Below are 15,727 nucleotides of genomic sequence, written 5' to 3'. Positions count from 1 at the left end.
CGTCTCGCCTCTCTCTTCTCGGCACCGGGTTTCACGGAGCATTGAACCCGGGGGGTGCGCCCCGCGTGGCCAGAAGAGCAGGATTCGTCACGACCGGATCCGTTCACGACACGAGGATGCGATGACCGCCGATCCCGGGGAGGGCCCGCACGTGCGGCAGTTGCTCGGCGCCTATGTCCTTGATGCGCTCGTGGCCGGTGAGACCCGCAGCGTCGCCGGCCATCTGCGGTCCTGCGACCGCTGCGCCGCCGACTATGTGGAGGTCGCGGAGGCCGTGTCGCTGCTCGCCCTGCTCAGCGAGGAGGACCTGCTGGAGTAGCCCGGCAGGTTACGGGAGAGCTGACGCAGCGCGTAGTAGCACCGGGACTTGACCGTGCCCGCCGGAATACCGAGAGCCCGGGCCGTCTCGGCCACGCTCAGCCCGCGGAAATATATCTGGACGAGGACCGCGCGGTGTTCCGGGCTGAGGGCGCGTACCGCATCACGTACATCGAGGGCCGAGACCGTGGACTCGGCGGTGTCCTCCTCGCCCGCGGCTGATTCCAGCACCACTTCACCGACCTCGGTCGGCCGGGCCTGCCTGGAGCGGCGCGCATCGATCGCGAGGCGCCGTGCGACGGTGAAGAGCCAGGGCCGCATCGAGTCGTACGGGGCGTCGAAGGCCTCCGGATGCTGCCAGGCCCGTACCAGCGTCTCCTGAAGCAGATCCTCGGCCCGCTGCCGGTCGCCGAAGGTCAGCCCGAGCAGGAAGTGGAACAGGGCGGGGCCGTGCTCCCGCTGGAGATCCGCCAGGGCCCGCTCATCGGTCGTCGTGGTGGTCATCGTGAACGTCCCTTCCCCGTGCGGAGCCTGCCGCTTCGCTGCCGACTGGCGTATACGAACCCATCGGGGCGCCGAGGAACAGTCGACGGGCGGCTCCGTGCGACGAGCGGTCGCACAGTGCGGCGAATGGTGCGGTGAGCGGTCGGGCGGCGGTCGACGGGGTGTTCGTACGGGCTCGGGCGGCCGGTGCGCCGCCCCCGGCCGCCGCCTCAGCGGACGGGACCGAGGAGCACCGGGTGTCGGATCACCCCGTACCCTGCCCCGCACTCGCTTCCGGTGCCTTCGCCATCTCCGACTTCCGGTACGAGTAGCCGAAATAGATGACGAGACCGATCAGGAACCACACTGCGAACCGTGCCCACGTCTGCCAGTGCAGGAAGGTGACCAGCCAGATCGAGAACACCACACCCAGGGCCGGCACGTACGGCATGCCGGGGGTACGGAAGGTACGCGGCAGACCGGGCTGCTTGTAACGCAGCACGATCACCGCGATGCACACCACCACGAACGCCAGCAGAATGCCGATGTTCGTCAGCTCGGCGGCCTCGCCGATGGGCAGGAACCCGGCGATCACGGCCGATGCCGCGCCGACGATCCAGGTCACCCGGGTCGGTACGTGCCGGGTCGGGTGGGTCTTGGCGAACCACTTCGGCAGCAGCCCGTCGCGGCTCATCGAGAACCACACCCGGGTCACTCCGAGCATGAAGGTGAACATCACCGTGAGGATGCCGATGATCGCGCCCACCGCGATCACATCGGCGAGTCCGCTGAGCCCCACCGATTTGAAGGCCGTGGAGAATCCGGACTCCGGGTCGATGTCCTTGTAGCTCTGCATCCCCGTCAGCACCAGACAAGCCGCCACATAGAGCACCATGGAGATCCCGAGGGAGTACAGGATCGCCTTCGGCATGTGCTGCTGGGCATCCTTCGACTCCTCGGCCGCCGTCGACATGGCGTCGTACCCGAACACCGCGAAGAACACGGTGGCCGCACCGGTGAAGGCGCCGCTCACTCCGAACGGGAAGAAGGGGTTGTAGTTGGCGGTGTTGATGTGGAACATCCCGACGCCGATGACCAGCAGGACGACCAGGACCTTCAGGACGACCACGACCGTTTCGAAGCGGGCCGCGTTCTTGATGCCGAGGGTCAGGAGGTACGCCACGAGCAGGCAGAGCAGCGCGGCGGACAGGTCCACCCGATGGCCCGGCCCGGTGCCGGGCGCGCCCAGCATCCACTTCGGCAGTTCGAGCCCCATCTCGCCGAGCAGAAAGCTGAAGTAGCCGGAGATGCCGATCGCGACCACGGCCACGATCGCCGTGTACTCCAGCAGCAGGTCCCAGCCGATGAACCAGCCGACCAACTCGCCGAGTACCGCGTATCCATAGGTGTAGGCGGAGCCGGCCTTCGGGATCAGACCCGCGAACTCCGCGTAGCTGAAGGCGGCCGCCGCGCTCGCCACGCCCGCGATCAAGAAGGAGAGCAGGACCGCGGGCCCTGCGGTGCCGTTCGCCACCGTGCCGGCAAGGGTGAAGATACCGGCGCCGATGATGCCGCCCACGCCGATCGCGGTGAGCTGCCACAGCCCGAGCGATCTGGTGAGCCGAGTGGTGACGTCTCCCGCCGGTCCTGCCTCGGCGATCTGCTCGATCGGCTTCCGGCGCAGTACACCCTCGCCCGCTCGGAGCTTTGCCATGAGTCACCTCTCCGCTGACGGCCTTCTCTGACGGGCGCTCATGACGACCCGGGCGGGACCGGCACGAAAGACGACTGCTACCGGATCACGGCGCTGCGGCCCCGTTGAGTGCGCGGCTGTCATGGAGAGGCCGCGGTCCCGCCAGGTGTGGCTTCCCGGCGACAGCCCCCACAGGTGCTGCCGGGGCTGCGGGGGCTGCCTGATGGAGGCCGGCGGAGGTGACGGCGATCAGCCGGGGAGGGGCCAGGGAGAAGTCCGCGCCGTTCTGCATCAATGCCAGGCCGGTGAGCAGCACCAGGGCGAGGGCGCCCCACGGCGAGTGCCTGGTCCGTTCGACGCGCCAGTTGTCCCGGCCCATGACTCTCCCTTCGTCGCGACGCTTGGAACGCTAGGCGCCAGACAGCCGGGAGGCGATCAGGGAAGGGCGAACGGGTGGCGCCGTCCCGCACTGCGCTGCTCTCAGTGCGGGCGGCTCTCTTTGCGCTCACGTACGACATGGATGGTGGCGGTGGCCGTGACCACCGTCGTTCCGGCGGCTGTCTCCGCGGCGTTCATTCTGTCGACGCTGCCACCGAGTCGGCCGCGACGGCCCCGCCCCTGGGAACGGTGACCGTGTCGAACACTCCGGAGCCGGCTGTGGCGGTTGTGGAGCACCCCCGGGCGGCCAGGACGACCTGGCTCCCCGGCGCGATCACCGACGGAGTGACGGTGTATCCGGTCGCGGAGGACGCGCCTCCCGACGTCGCGGCGTACGCGGTGCAGCCGGAGCGGTCAGGGCGAGAGCGGCAACGCCGAGCAGGGCGACGGGTGCGACACCTATTGCGTCCATGGGTGAATCCTCCGGGTCCCCGAGGAGCAATTGCGGATCGGACTTCCACATAGCGTCAGATGTGCACCTCGACGCGCCAAACGCTAGAAGTTTCGCTTTTCGCTCGCGATCGGAGTGCGCCGCCCGGGGCACCGGTTTCCCCCGAGCGGCGCACCACCGGCATTTCCGCGGACCGCTATCCGCCCGCCGCGCCGGGGATCAGGTCGAGAAGCGGTGCCGCGGTGGCCGAGATGCCCCGGCCGAAGGGGGAGTCGAAGTCCCAGATCAGGAAGAGCAGAAAGGCGATCAGGACGCTGAAGAGGCCGGCCAGCAGCAGTTCGCGGAAGGTTCTGCGGATCTGCAGCGTGAAGATCAGCCCGACGGTCACCAGCGCCCCGATGATCAGGCCGAACCAGACCACGCCCGGCATGGTCGCACCGGCACTCTGCCCGCGTGCGCTGCGTGCGTCGTCGGCTGCGGCGACCTGGTCGACCAATGGCTGATATGCCTGCCCCTCGTGATCGTTCCCAGGCCGGTAGCCGGTGACGTCGGTGCGTACTTTACCGAGGAGCCGGGCGCCCTCGTCGGTGAGAGAACCGTGCTCGCTCATCGACCGCCACTCGTCGTGGACGACATGGCGGACGTAGGCGTCGACGTCGGCGCGGATGCGCGCGCGCACCTCTGCCGGGTAGACGGCGGAGCGGACTTTCACCTCGTGCAGTGCCTGCGCCTCCTGGCGTACGTACTCCTGGGCGGCGCTGCGGCCCTCCCAGACGCCCGCGATGGCCAGGCCGAGCACGATCGCGTAGACCACACCGATCATCATCGTCATGTACTCGATGACGTCAGGGGTCTCGGACGGGTCGTCATCGTCTTTGATCCGGCGGTTGTTGAGTACGGCGATGGTCAGGACGACGGCGCTCGCCGCGACCATGGCGAGGGTGAGAACAAGCCATTCAGACATGGTTTCCTCCGGAGGTCATCGGGAGCGGGGACGCAGCACGGCGACGGCGAACACCGCGGGGGCCGTGATCAGCAGGGTGAGGGTGACCAGGGAGGTGCCCCGCCGCCGGACCATGTGCGGCGGCTTGCGGTAGGCGGGGAGCGCCACGGGCCGGGGCGCGGGAGGTGCAGGGCGCACGGAGGGCGAGGGCGAAGGAGGCGGCGGCACGGGCTCCGGTTCCGGTCGGGGCGGTGCCGGGGGTGGAGAGGGAGGTGGGGGCGGTGGAGATGGGGGTGGAGGAGGCAGGGGTGGTGGAGGTGCGGGCGGGGGTGGTGGAGGCGGGGGTGGAGATGCGGGCGGAGAAGTCGGCTTGGGCACCGGGCCCGCGTGACAGCGACCGTCGCCCGACACAACGATCGCCGAACTCCCGCCGCCCTCACCGATGGAGGCGTACGCGCAGCTGTCCGCCACCGCGGGTGCCGGGGCGGTCAGCAGCCAGAGAAGTGCGACGGCTGCGGTGAGCCGGCCTATGAGTGATCCGTACACGACGGGGAGCATGTTCCGGCCGGCTGCAGGGCACGCCGGGGGCGGACCGGATTCGCCCGATGGTGGGGACATGGGGCGCCGAGGGTTTGCGGTTCAGGGAAATTCCGTGCACGCGTTGAACAAAGAGGGGGCCGCCGCCCGTACCCAGGGCCATGGGTGACGCCAAGACGTGTCACAACGATCCTTATGCGAACAGGAGTTGACATGAGCACCTGGCGGAACGCCTCGCTCGCAGTGAGGGCGGCGGCCCCGCACCGCTTCGGCGAGGACTCCGCGAGTCCGTCGCACCGGACGCCAAGAAGGCAGTGGTGAGCACCGGCGGCCCGTCGGCGCCGAACCGGCCGAACCCACGGGGCTTTGAGTCCGCAAGGATCCGAAAATCGGGGACATCGGCGTGGACAAGCATGGCACGACGGTCTACCGGTTCAAGAAGGACGTCGCATGGCCGATGAAGCCGGCCTGCACAGGCGTCTGCCTCTCGAAGTGGCCGGTCGTTGCCGCCATTGGCGAAGAAAAACGCCAAAGGCGTCACGACCAAGGGCTTTGGCGCCCTCAATCGGCCCGACGGAATCAAACAACAAGCCCTCGACTGCCGACCGGTCCATACCTTATCCGGTGATGTGAAGCCCGGAGACACCAACGGCCAGGGCGTCGGGGGCACATGGTACGCGGTACCCCCGCCGCCAAACTGATCGGAACGCCCAAGTAGCCGGACAGCGGCTCTCCGAAGCCGGTCCGTCACCAAATGTCACATGCAGCGACGTGCTGGTTGCACATGCCACTGGCGTGTGACCAATAACGGACGACTAATTTCCGTTTCCGCTCGCTCTCCTGGCGGTCGATCAGTAGCCTCTGGTCAACACTGACCATGAACATGGCCGGATCGCCGTGGCGACTTGTTGGAGACATCGATGGAGCGTCCCGCCTGGGCACCGCAAGGCATAGACATTTCGGTGCCGAGCGTGTCTCGCATGTACGACTTCTATCTTGGCGGATCGCACAATTTCGAGGTGGACCGGGAAGCGGCTCGCAAGGCCATGGAGTTCATGCCGGGACTCCCCAAGATCATGCAGGCGAATCGCGCCTTTATGCGCAGGGCTGTGTGTTATGCGGTGAGCGAGGGCATTACTCAGTTTCTGGACATCGGTTCCGGAATACCGACTTTCGGCAATGTGCACGAGATCGCACAGACGGCCGACCCCGAGGCCCGGGTGGCGTATGTCGATCACGACCCCGTTGCGGTCGCGCACAGCCGGGCCGTACTCGAGGGCAACGACCGGGCGGTGATCGCCGCCGCGGATCTGCGCCGCCCGCAGGAGATCGTGAAAAGCCCGGACGTCACCGAACTGCTCGACCTGGACAGACCGGTGGCCCTGCTGCTCGTCGCCGTACTTCACTTCATCGAGGACTCCGACGACCCGCACGCCGCGGTCGCCGAGCTGCGCGAGGCACTCGCCCCCGGCAGCCTCATCGTCGTCACTCACGCCTCGTACGAGGGGATTCCGCTCACCCAGGAGAAGGCGGGCGGCGCGGTCGGCGTCTACAAGAACATCCGCAACCCCCTGGTCATGCGGGCACGCGAAGAGGTCGCCCGCTTCTTCGAGGGGTACGAGATGGTCGAGCCCGGACTCGTGTCGATGCCGAACTGGAGGCCCGACGCCCCGCATGCGATGGAGTACGAGGACCCATTTGCCTTCTCGGGCTTCGCAGGAGTGGGACGCAAGGCGTGAGCATTCCCGCCCAATCGTCCGGAGCGCCCGGCGCGGAGCCCGACGGCCCCGAGGACCGGCTCCGGAGATTCGCCACGATCTGGAGCAGGGCCATCTTCCCTTCGACGGCCACCTCCATGACGCGCACGGAGTTCGAACAGCATCTGCTGCCGCTGGCCCGCGCCCTCAGCGACATCCTGCACGCGCGGCCCTTCGACGTGACGCCCGCGAGCGAGGTGGGCGTTGCTCTTGTCGCCGCGCACTGCACGGCCCCGGACGCGCTCAGCAGCACGCTCGGCGTCATCGACTCGTACCTCGTGCTCTACTGCGGCAGCAACGGTGTGACGGCGCTGTCGACCGATGACAGCAGGGCCCGCTGCGCCCGGATACAGCACGCCCTCGCGGGCGGCTTCACCCAGGCGCTGCGTGAGCGGACCCTTTCCGAGCAGGAGGCCATCGCACGCTCGGCGCTCACCGCCCGCTCGGACGCCGAGCAGGCTCTGCACGCCACCGAGGCACGTTTTCGTGCCGTCTTCAAGGGCGCGGCCATCGGCATCGGGATCGCCGACCTGGACGGCAATGTGCTGGAGGTCAACGACACGCTCACCCAGATGTTCGGCGGGCTCGAACACCATGTGCGCAGCCACAGGATCAACGAGTGGGTCCATCCAGAGGACTCGCCGCAGGTCTGGAAGTACTACCACGAGCTGGTACGCGGCGAACGCGAGCACTACCGGGTGGAGAAGGCCTACTACCGCAACGACGGCACCGTGCTGTGGACCAATCTGACGGTTTCACTGCTGCGTGATTCCGAGGGCAGGCCGGAGTACCAGCTGGCGCTCATGGAGGACACCACGGAGCGCCGGCTGCTCAACCTGCGGCTGCGGTACGAGGCCACCCATGACGCGCTCACCGGCCTGCCCAACCGGACGCTGTTCTTCGAGCGGCTGGAGAAAGCGCTCTCCGCCGACGACGGCAGCCGCTTCGGCCTGTGTTACCTCGACCTCGACGGCTTCAAGGCGATCAACGACAGCCTGGGCCACGCGTCGGGGGACCGGCTGCTGGTCGAGGTGGCGGACCGACTGCAGAGCTGTGCGACCGCGCCCGGCGAGATGGTGGCGCGTCTCGGCGGCGACGAGTTCGTGGCCCTGACCACCGGCCCCGACACCCGGACGGGGGTCGACGAGCTGGCCTGCCGCATGCTCGGCGTCCTCGGAACCCCGATCCGCCTGGAGGGCCGTGAGCTGACCGTACGCGGATCCATCGGAGTCGTCGAAGGACCCGCCGGCGAACGCAGCGCCGCCGAGGTGCTGCGCAGCGCCGACATCACGATGTACCGGGCCAAGTCGGCGGGCGGCAACCGCTTCGAGCTCGCCGACGCCGAGGCGGATGCCCGTGCCATCACCCGGCACGGGCTGACCACCGCGCTGCCCGCCGCCCTGGAGCGCGGTGAGTTCTTCATCGAGTATCAGCCCCTCGTGCACCTCGGCGACGGCACGGTGCACGGTGCGGAGGCGCTGGTGCGCTGGTGCCACCCGCAGCACGGGGTGCTCGGCCCCGACCGGTTCATCCCGCTCGCCGAGCACACCGGGCTGATCGTGCCGCTCGGCCGCTGGGTGCTGGAGGAATCCGTGCGCCAGGCCAACTTCTGGCAGGAGCGGCACAGCGACGGCGGTCCGCTCCGGATAAATGTCAACCTCTCGCCGACTCAGTTGCACCATCCGGGGCTGGTCGCCGAGACGGTCGACGTGCTGGAGCGGTCGGGGCTCGAACCCGGGGCCCTGTGCCTGGAGGTCACCGAGTCCGCGCTCATCGGCGCGGACGACGATCTGCTCAAGCCGCTGCGGCAACTGTCGGAAATGGGGGTCGACATTGCGCTCGACGACTTCGGCACCGGGTACTCGAACCTGGCGAACCTGCGCCGGCTTCCGGTGAGCGTGCTCAAGCTGGACCGTTCCTTCACGCAAGGCATGCAGCAGCATCCGGCGGACCCGGTCGATCTGAAGATCGTCGAGGGAATCGTCTCGCTGGCGCACAGCCTGGACCTCGCGGTCACGGTGGAGGGTGTGGAGACCGGGGCCCAGGCGGAGCAGTTGCGGGAGCTGGGGTGCGACACGGCCCAGGGGTGGTACTACGCCCGGCCCGGTGCGCCCGACCGGATCCATTCACTGCTGATGGCCGACGCGGTGTGAGGGGGCGGCCGGCCTTGGGGCGTGTTTCGAAGTCCCGTCCGGCCGGGGGCGGACAGCACTACCTTCGAAACACGCCCTGATCGCCGGACGGGCTCGACAGTCCCGTCCGGCTGGCGAGCAGCACCTTCTGCAGCTCGCGCGCCGCGCGCGGTGGTGCCACATCGCTGCGGTGCGCGAGTGCGATAGTGCGCCGCAGGCCAGGGCGGGCCAGCGGTGTGGTGCGCAGGTCGTGGCCCGCCCGGACGGCGACCATGCTGGGCACCACCGCGATCCCGAGCCCTGCCCGGACGAACCCGAGCACCGCGTCCATCTCCCCGCCCTCCACCGTGAACGCAGGCTCGAAGCCCTCCGCCCGGCAGGCGGCGACCGTCAGTTCGCGCAGGTCGTATCCGTGCCGGAACATCACGAGAGATTCCCGCTGCAGGTCGGCGATCCTTACGTTCCCGCCCCGGCCGGGCCGCTGCGCCTGTGCCGACGACACCACGACCAGATCCTCCTGGAGCAGCTCGACCGTGGTGAGCGCGGGGGACGCCGTGGGCAGCGGCAGCACGACCAGGGCCAGATCGAGTGCGCCGCGCGCCAGCTCCCGTACGAGATCGAGCGAGCCGCCCTCCTCCAGCAGCAGCTGGATCGCCGGGTGCCGGTCGTGGAAGGCGCGCAGTACGTCGGGGAGCAGGCCCGTGCAGAGGCTGGGCGTGGCGCCGAGCCGGACCCGGCCCCTGCGCAGCTGGGCCAGCTCCTGCACCTCGTGGCGCGCGGTGTCGGCGTCCGCGAGGATGCGCCGTGCGAGCGGCAGCAGGGCCTCGCCCGCGTCGGTGAGAGTGATGTTGCCGCGGGCCCGGCTGAACAGCTCCGCACCCAGCTCGTTCTCCAGCGCCCTGATCTGCTGGGAGAGCGATGGCTGCGAGACGTGCACCTCCTCGGCGGCACGGGTGAAGTGACGGGTCTCGGCCACGGCCACGAAATACGTCAGCTGCTGGAACTGCATACATTCACAATAGCGGACACGATAGCTCAGGCCTATGAAGATGAGCTGATCCATGTCTTGGACTGATGGGGTCTTCCGGCCCTAGCGTCGTGTCCATGGCATCGGCAACACGGACGGACCGACGGCCGTCCATGACGCGTACGCTCTGGGACTCGTCCGTCGGCAAGAAGACGATCATGGCCGTGAGTGGCCTGATCATGCTCCTCTACTTGGTTGTCCATATGGTCGGCAACCTGAAGATCTTCTTCGGACCCGGCGAGTTCAACCATTACGCGCACTGGCTGCGGACCATGGGGGAACCCTTCCTTCACTACGAGTGGGCCCTGTGGATCGTCCGCGTCGTGCTCATCGCCGCCGTGGTGCTGCACGCCATCTCCGCATACCAGCTGAGCCGCCGCGACATCAGGGCACGCCCCGCCAAGTACGTGCACAAGAAGCCTCGTGCCAGCTATGCCACCCGGACCATGCGCTGGGGCGGGATCATCCTCGCCCTGTTCATCGTCTGGCACATCCTCGACCTGACGACGGGCACCGTGCACTCCGGCGGATTCCAGTCCGGACACCCGTACCAGAACGTCATCGACACCTTCTCCACCTGGTACGGCAACACGATCTACATCGTCGCCATGTGCGCCCTCGGACTCCACGTCCAGCACGGCTTCTGGAGCGCCGCCCAGACCCTCGGCGCGGGTAACGCGACCCGTGACCGTGCCCTCAAGACCATCGCCAACGTCCTCGCACTCGTGCTGACGGTGGGCTTCATCTCCGTACCCGTCGCCGTCATGACCGGAGTCGTGAGCTGACATGACCGACTACTCGCACTACGAGACGGGCACGCCCGTCGTCGACACCAAGGCCCCCGAAGGCCCCGTCGCCGAACGCTGGGACACCCGCCGCTTCCAGGCCAAGCTGGTCAACCCGGCCAACCGCCGCAAGCACACCGTCATCGTCGTCGGCACCGGCCTCGCCGGCGGTTCGGCCGGTGCGACCCTCGCCGAACAGGGTTACCACGTCGTCCAGTTCTGCTTCCAGGACTCGCCCCGTCGCGCCCACTCCGTCGCCGCCCAGGGCGGTATCAACGCCGCGAAGAACTACCGCAACGACGGCGACTCGATCCACCGGCTCTTCTACGACACGGTCAAGGGCGGCGACTTCCGCGCCCGTGAGTCCAACGTCCACCGGCTCGCCCAGATCTCCGTGGAGATCATCGACCAGTGCGTCGCCCAGGGCGTCCCGTTCGCCCGCGAGTACGGCGGCCTCCTCGACAACCGCTCCTTCGGCGGCGTCCAGGTCTCCCGCACCTTCTACGCCCGCGGCCAGACCGGACAGCAGCTTCTCCTCGGCGCCTACCAGGCACTGTCCCGGCAGATCGCCGCGGGCAACGTCGAGATGCACGCCCGTACCGAAATGCTCGACCTGATCATCGTCGACGGCAAGGCCCGTGGCATCGTCGCCCGCGACCTCGTCACCGGGAAGATCGACACGTACTTCGCCGACGCGGTCGTGCTGGCCAGCGGCGGCTACGGCAACGTCTTCCATCTCTCGACGAACGCCATGAACTCCAACGCCACCGCGATCTGGCGCGCCCACCGCCGCGGCGCCTACTTCGCCAACCCGTGCTTCACCCAGATCCACCCCACCTGCATCCCGCGCACCGGCGACCACCAGTCCAAGCTGACGCTGATGAGCGAGTCGCTGCGCAACGACGGCCGGATCTGGGTCCCGAAGGCCAAGGGGGACGCCCGCCCCGCCAACGAGATCCCCGAGGGCGAGCGCGACTACTACCTGGAGCGCATCTACCCGGCCTTCGGCAACCTCGTGCCCCGCGACATCGCCTCCCGCGCCGCGAAGAACGTCTGCGACGAGGGCCGCGGCGTCGGCCCCGGCGGACAGGGCGTCTACCTCGACTTCGCGGAGGCCATCCAGCGCATGGGCAGGGCGAAGGTCGAGGAGAAGTACGGCAACCTCTTCGACATGTACGCGCGGATCACCGCGGAGAATCCGTACGAGACCCCGATGCGCATCTACCCGGCCGTGCACTACACGATGGGCGGACTCTGGGTCGACTACGACCTCCAGACCACGATCCCCGGCCTGTTCGCGATCGGCGAGGCCAACTTCTCCGACCACGGCGCCAACCGGCTCGGCGCCTCCGCGCTGATGCAGGGCCTCGCCGACGGCTACTTCGTCCTGCCGTCGACCATCAACGACTACCTGGCCCGCAACCCGCACCGCGACGAGGTCGACGCCTCGCACCCGGCCGTCGAAGAGGTCGTCGCGGACACCGAGGACCGGCTGAACCTGCTGCTCTCCGTCGATGGCGACCGCACCCCCGACTCCTTCCACCGAGAGATCGGCGAACTCATGTGGGAGTACTGCGGCATGGCCCGCACCGAGGGCGGGCTGCGCAAGGCGCTCGACCGGATCCCGCGGATCCGCGAGGAGTTCTGGCGCCGCATCAAGGTGCCCGGTACCGGCGACGAGTTCAACCAGTCGCTGGAGAAGGCCAATCGCATCGTCGACTATCTGGAGCTCGCCGAGCTCATGTGCCTCGACGCCCTGCACCGCGCCGAGTCCTGCGGAGGCCACTTCCGCGAGGAGTCACAGACCCCGGACGGCGAAGCCGCCCGCCGGGACGAGGAGTTCTCCTACGCCGCCGCCTGGGAGTTCTCCGGCACCGGCGAGGCCCCCGTCCTGCACAAGGAAGACCTCGTCTTCGAGTACGTCCACCCCACTCAGCGGAGCTACGCATGAAGCTCACCCTGCGCGTCTGGCGCCAGAAGAACGCCGACGCCTCCGGCGCCATGGCCACCTACGAGGTGGACGGCATCTCGCAGGACATGTCGTTCCTGGAAATGCTCGACACCCTCAACGAGGAACTCATCCTGGCCGGCGACGACCCCGTCGCCTTCGACCACGACTGCCGCGAAGGCATCTGCGGCGCCTGCAGCCTCGTCATCAACGGCGACGCCCACGGCCCCGAGCGCACCACCACCTGCCAGCTCCACATGCGGTCCTTCGAGGACGGCGACACGATCGACATCGAACCGTGGCGCGCCTCTGCCTTCCCGGTCGTCAAGGACCTGGTAGTGGACCGCTCGGCCTTCGACCGGATCATTCAGGCGGGCGGCTACATCTCCGCCCCGACCGGCACCGCCCCCGAGGCGCATGCCACACCGGTGCCCAAGCCGGACGCCGACTTCGCCTTCGAACACGCCGAGTGCATCGGTTGCGGCGCCTGCGTCGCGGCCTGCCCCAACGGCTCGGCGATGCTCTTCACCTCGGCGAAGATCAACCACCTCAATGTCCTGCCGCAGGGCGCCCCCGAGCGCGAGACCCGGGTCCTCGACATGGTCGGACAGATGGACAGCGAGGGCTTCGGCGGCTGCACACTCACCGGGGAGTGCGCCACGGCCTGCCCGAAGGGCATTCCGCTGCCGTCGATCTCGGCCATGAACAAGGAGTGGCTGCGGGCGACCCGGAAGGTGCGCCGCTGAGCGGGCGGCCGAGGTCGTCAGGCGATACGGAGGGACGCCCTGAGGTACGCCGCCGTACGGCTGCCCTCCGCGCGTGCGACCTCGGCGGGTGGTCCCGCCGCCACGATCCGGCCGCCCCGGTCGCCGCCGCCGGGACCGAGGTCGATCACCTGGTCGGCGGCGGCCACCACCGCCATGTCGTGCTCCACGACCACAACCGTGTTGCCCGCGTCGACCAGACCGTGCAACTGCCGCATCAGCACCTCGACATCGGCCGGGTGCAGCCCGGTCGTCGGCTCGTCGAGCAGGTACACGGTGTGGCCTCGGCGGGTGCGCTGGAGCTCGGCGGCGAGCTTGATCCGCTGGGCCTCACCGCCCGACAGCTCCGTGGCGGGCTGCCCGAGCCGCAGATAGCCGAGCCCGACGTCGAGCAGCGTCCGCAGACTGCGCTCGGCAGCGGGCCTACCGGCGAAGAAACCGGCCGCCGACTCCACCGTCAGATCCAGCACCTGGGCGATGTCGAGACCGCGCAGAGTGACCTCCAGCGTCTCCGGGTTGTACCGCGCACCGTGACAGTCGGGGCAGGGCGTGTACGTACTGGGCAGAAAGAGCAGTTCAACGGAGACGAACCCCTCGCCCTGGCAGGTCTCGCACCGCCCGCCCGCCACATTGAAGGAGAACCGCCCGGCCTTGTAGCCGCGCTCGCGCGCCGTGTCCGTCTCGGTGAACAGCTTCCGCACGACATCGAAGAGCCCGGTGTACGTGGCCAGGTTGGACCGAGGGGTACGGCCGATCGGCTTCTGGTCTACCTGTACCAGGCGGTCCACCGCCTCCAGCCCCTGAGCCGAAGCACACCAGGGCGTGGAACGCTCCGCGGGAAGGTCAGCGGTGGCGGAAGCCTGTCGGTCGGCGAGGACACCGGCCAGCACCTGACCGACCAGGGTCGACTTCCCCGACCCCGAGACGCCGGTGACGGCCGTGAACACCCCGAGCGGGAACTCCGCGTCCACACCACGCACATTGTGGCGGTCGACCCCGTTCAGCTTCAGCCACCCGGTCGGCGTACGGACCTCCCGCACCGGGGCGGGCCCGTCGACGAACAGGAAGCGCCGGGTCGCCGACTCCGTCACCTCCGCAAGTCCGGCCGGGGGACCGCTGTACAGCACCCGGCCCCCGTGCTCACCGGCCAGTGGCCCCACATCGACCAGCCAGTCCGCCCGGCGCACCACATCCATCTGATGCTCCACGACGAAGACGGAGTTCCCGGCCCCCTTCAGCCGGCCGAGCACCCCCAGCAGCGACTCGGTGTCCGCCGGGTGCAGACCGGCCGACGGCTCGTCCAGCACATAGACGACACCGAACAGACCGGAGCGCAACTGGGTGGCGAGCCGCAGCCGTTGCAACTCGCCGGAGGACAGTGTCGGAGCCGTACGGTCGAGGCTGAGGTAGCCGAGGCCGAGCTCGATGACCGTCTCGATCCGGGCGAGCAGATCCGCCGTCAGCACCCGCGCCGTGTCATCGCCGCCCGCCGCGCGCAGCACTTCGGCGAGCGAGGTGAGCGCAAGCCCGGCGAGTTCGGCGATCGAACGGCCGGCGAAAGTGACGGCCATCGCCTCCGGACGCAGTCGGCTGCCTCCGCAGACCGGGCAGGGAGCACTGGTCAAGAAGCGCTCGGCCTTCGCCCGCAGAGTACGGCTCTTGGAGTCCGCGAAGGTGTGCATCACATAGCGGCGGGCACTCATGTACGTACCCTGGTAAGGGCGTTGGATGCGCCCGGCATCACGCACCGGATGGACCGTCACCACCGGTTGCTCATCGGTGAACAGGATCCACTCCCGGTCCCCGGCGCCGATCTCACGCCACGGACGGTCGATGTCGTGGCCCAGCGCGTCCAGCACATCGCGCAGGTTCTTGCCCTGCCAGGCCCCTGGCCAGGCGGCGATCGCACCCTCCCGGATCGACAGCGACGGATCGGGGACCAGTAGTTCCTCCGTGGTGCGGTGGACAAGGCCGAGACCGTGGCACTGGGGGCACGCCCCGGCGGCGGTGTTCGGCGAGAAGGAGTCGGAGTCCAGTCGCTCGGCACCGGCCGGATAGTCCCCCGCGCGCGAGAACAGCATGCGCAGGGAATTGGAGAGCGTGGTGACCGTTCCGACCGACGAACGGGAACCGGGCGCCGAGCGGCGCTGCTCCAGGGAGACGGCCGGCGGCAGCCCGGTGATCTCACCGACGCTGGGCGCACCCACCTGATGGATCAGCCGACGGGCGTACGGCGCGACGGACTCGAAGTAGCGGCGCTGCGCCTCCGCGTAGAGCGTCCCGAACGCTAGGGAGGACTTTCCGGAGCCCGAGACCCCGGTGAAGACGGTGAGGGTGTCGCGGGGGATGTCGACCTGGACGTCCTGGAGATTGTGCTCACGGGCGCCGCGCACCCGGACGTACGGATCGTGGGGGGTGGACATGTGAGCGGGGACTCCGTAGATCGGGGCAGGCCGAAAGCCCGGGGACAAACACTCCGATTCTAGGCGCCAGGTGCAGCGAGGCCGGTGG

15 protein-coding genes are annotated in these 15,727 nt (G+C 68.8%); 8 read left to right on the top strand and 7 right to left on the bottom strand.

Translation table 11 applies throughout. The annotated features are described in order from the left end of the window. The first annotated feature begins 121 nt into the window (after positions 1-121). Positions 122-319, top strand: a complete 198-nt coding sequence (locus ACH4EW_RS14665) for a zf-HC2 domain-containing protein (RefSeq protein WP_398256216.1) — start codon at positions 122-124, stop codon at positions 317-319. Here ACH4EW_RS14665 and ACH4EW_RS14660 read toward each other — a convergent pair. From ACH4EW_RS14660 to ACH4EW_RS14640, 5 genes are all read right to left on the bottom strand, one after another. Further along, positions 253-822: a sigma-70 family RNA polymerase sigma factor gene (locus tag ACH4EW_RS14660; protein ID WP_398256213.1), complete on the bottom strand. Its 570-nt coding sequence runs from the start codon at positions 820-822 to the stop codon at positions 253-255. The genes ACH4EW_RS14665 and ACH4EW_RS14660 overlap by 67 nt on opposite strands. A gap of 244 nt (positions 823-1,066) precedes the next feature. Then, positions 1,067-2,515, bottom strand: a complete 1,449-nt coding sequence (locus ACH4EW_RS14655; protein WP_398256211.1) for an amino acid permease — start codon at positions 2,513-2,515, stop codon at positions 1,067-1,069. A gap of 85 nt (positions 2,516-2,600) precedes the next feature. Further along, complete coding sequence (locus ACH4EW_RS14650; protein ID WP_398256208.1) at positions 2,601-2,873, bottom strand: hypothetical protein; 273 nt, start codon at positions 2,871-2,873, stop codon at positions 2,601-2,603. A 646-nt stretch (positions 2,874-3,519) separates the two neighbouring features. Beyond that, positions 3,520-4,287: a hypothetical protein gene (locus tag ACH4EW_RS14645; RefSeq protein ID WP_398256206.1), complete on the bottom strand. Its 768-nt coding sequence runs from the start codon at positions 4,285-4,287 to the stop codon at positions 3,520-3,522. A 15-nt stretch (positions 4,288-4,302) separates the two neighbouring features. Continuing rightward, on the bottom strand, positions 4,303-4,464 hold the full coding sequence (locus tag ACH4EW_RS14640) for a hypothetical protein (protein ID WP_398256203.1): 162 nt from the start codon (positions 4,462-4,464) through the stop codon (positions 4,303-4,305). 742 nt (positions 4,465-5,206) lie between these two features. On the opposite strand from ACH4EW_RS14640, the gene ACH4EW_RS14635 reads away from it, so the two are divergent. The 4 genes from ACH4EW_RS14635 to ACH4EW_RS14620 all read left to right on the top strand — a co-directional run bounded on the left by ACH4EW_RS14635 (position 5,207) and on the right by ACH4EW_RS14620 (position 8,713). Continuing rightward, the gene (locus ACH4EW_RS14635) at positions 5,207-5,431 is read left to right on the top strand and encodes a hypothetical protein (RefSeq protein ID WP_398256201.1); all 225 of its coding nucleotides are present in this window, start codon (positions 5,207-5,209) and stop codon (positions 5,429-5,431) included. Next, positions 5,382-5,504, top strand: a complete 123-nt coding sequence (locus ACH4EW_RS14630) for a hypothetical protein (RefSeq protein WP_398256848.1) — start codon at positions 5,382-5,384, stop codon at positions 5,502-5,504. Before ACH4EW_RS14635 ends, ACH4EW_RS14630 begins: the two co-directional genes overlap by 50 nt. Positions 5,505-5,723: 219 nt before the next feature. After that, on the top strand, positions 5,724-6,542 hold the full coding sequence (locus ACH4EW_RS14625; RefSeq protein WP_398256198.1) for an SAM-dependent methyltransferase: 819 nt from the start codon (positions 5,724-5,726) through the stop codon (positions 6,540-6,542). Further along, the gene (locus ACH4EW_RS14620; protein WP_398256195.1) at positions 6,539-8,713 is read left to right on the top strand and encodes a putative bifunctional diguanylate cyclase/phosphodiesterase; all 2,175 of its coding nucleotides are present in this window, start codon (positions 6,539-6,541) and stop codon (positions 8,711-8,713) included. Before ACH4EW_RS14625 ends, ACH4EW_RS14620 begins: the two co-directional genes overlap by 4 nt. Positions 8,714-8,771: 58 nt before the next feature. On the opposite strand, the gene ACH4EW_RS14615 is transcribed toward ACH4EW_RS14620, so the two are convergent. After that, entirely contained in the window at positions 8,772-9,701 is a 930-nt protein-coding gene (locus ACH4EW_RS14615) for a LysR family transcriptional regulator (protein ID WP_398256192.1), read from the bottom strand. Positions 9,702-9,796: 95 nt separating this feature from the next. On the opposite strand from ACH4EW_RS14615, the gene ACH4EW_RS14610 reads away from it, so the two are divergent. From ACH4EW_RS14610 to ACH4EW_RS14600, 3 genes are read left to right on the top strand one after another with little or no spacing between them, the layout of a single operon-like run. Further along, on the top strand, positions 9,797-10,504 hold the full coding sequence (locus ACH4EW_RS14610) for a succinate dehydrogenase (RefSeq protein WP_398256190.1): 708 nt from the start codon (positions 9,797-9,799) through the stop codon (positions 10,502-10,504). 1 nt (position 10,505) lies between these two features. Next, positions 10,506-12,455 (top strand): fumarate reductase/succinate dehydrogenase flavoprotein subunit, encoded by a 1,950-nt coding sequence (locus ACH4EW_RS14605; RefSeq protein ID WP_398256187.1) that lies wholly within the window; start codon positions 10,506-10,508, stop codon positions 12,453-12,455. Beyond that, complete coding sequence (locus tag ACH4EW_RS14600; RefSeq protein ID WP_398256185.1) at positions 12,452-13,198, top strand: succinate dehydrogenase/fumarate reductase iron-sulfur subunit; 747 nt, start codon at positions 12,452-12,454, stop codon at positions 13,196-13,198. The genes ACH4EW_RS14605 and ACH4EW_RS14600 overlap by 4 nt, the downstream gene beginning before the upstream one ends. A gap of 17 nt (positions 13,199-13,215) precedes the next feature. Here the strand turns inward: ACH4EW_RS14600 and ACH4EW_RS14595 are convergent, their stop codons facing one another. Beyond that, positions 13,216-15,639, bottom strand: a complete 2,424-nt coding sequence (locus ACH4EW_RS14595; protein ID WP_398256182.1) for an ABC transporter — start codon at positions 15,637-15,639, stop codon at positions 13,216-13,218. Positions 15,640-15,727 lie beyond the last annotated feature (88 nt).

This window comes from Streptomyces sp. NPDC018000, from assembly GCF_044328025.1.
Lineage (GTDB): Bacteria > Actinomycetota > Actinomycetes > Streptomycetales > Streptomycetaceae > Streptomyces.
Note: the sequence above shows the minus strand (reverse complement) of the source record. Positions and strands in the feature narration are given on the sequence as shown.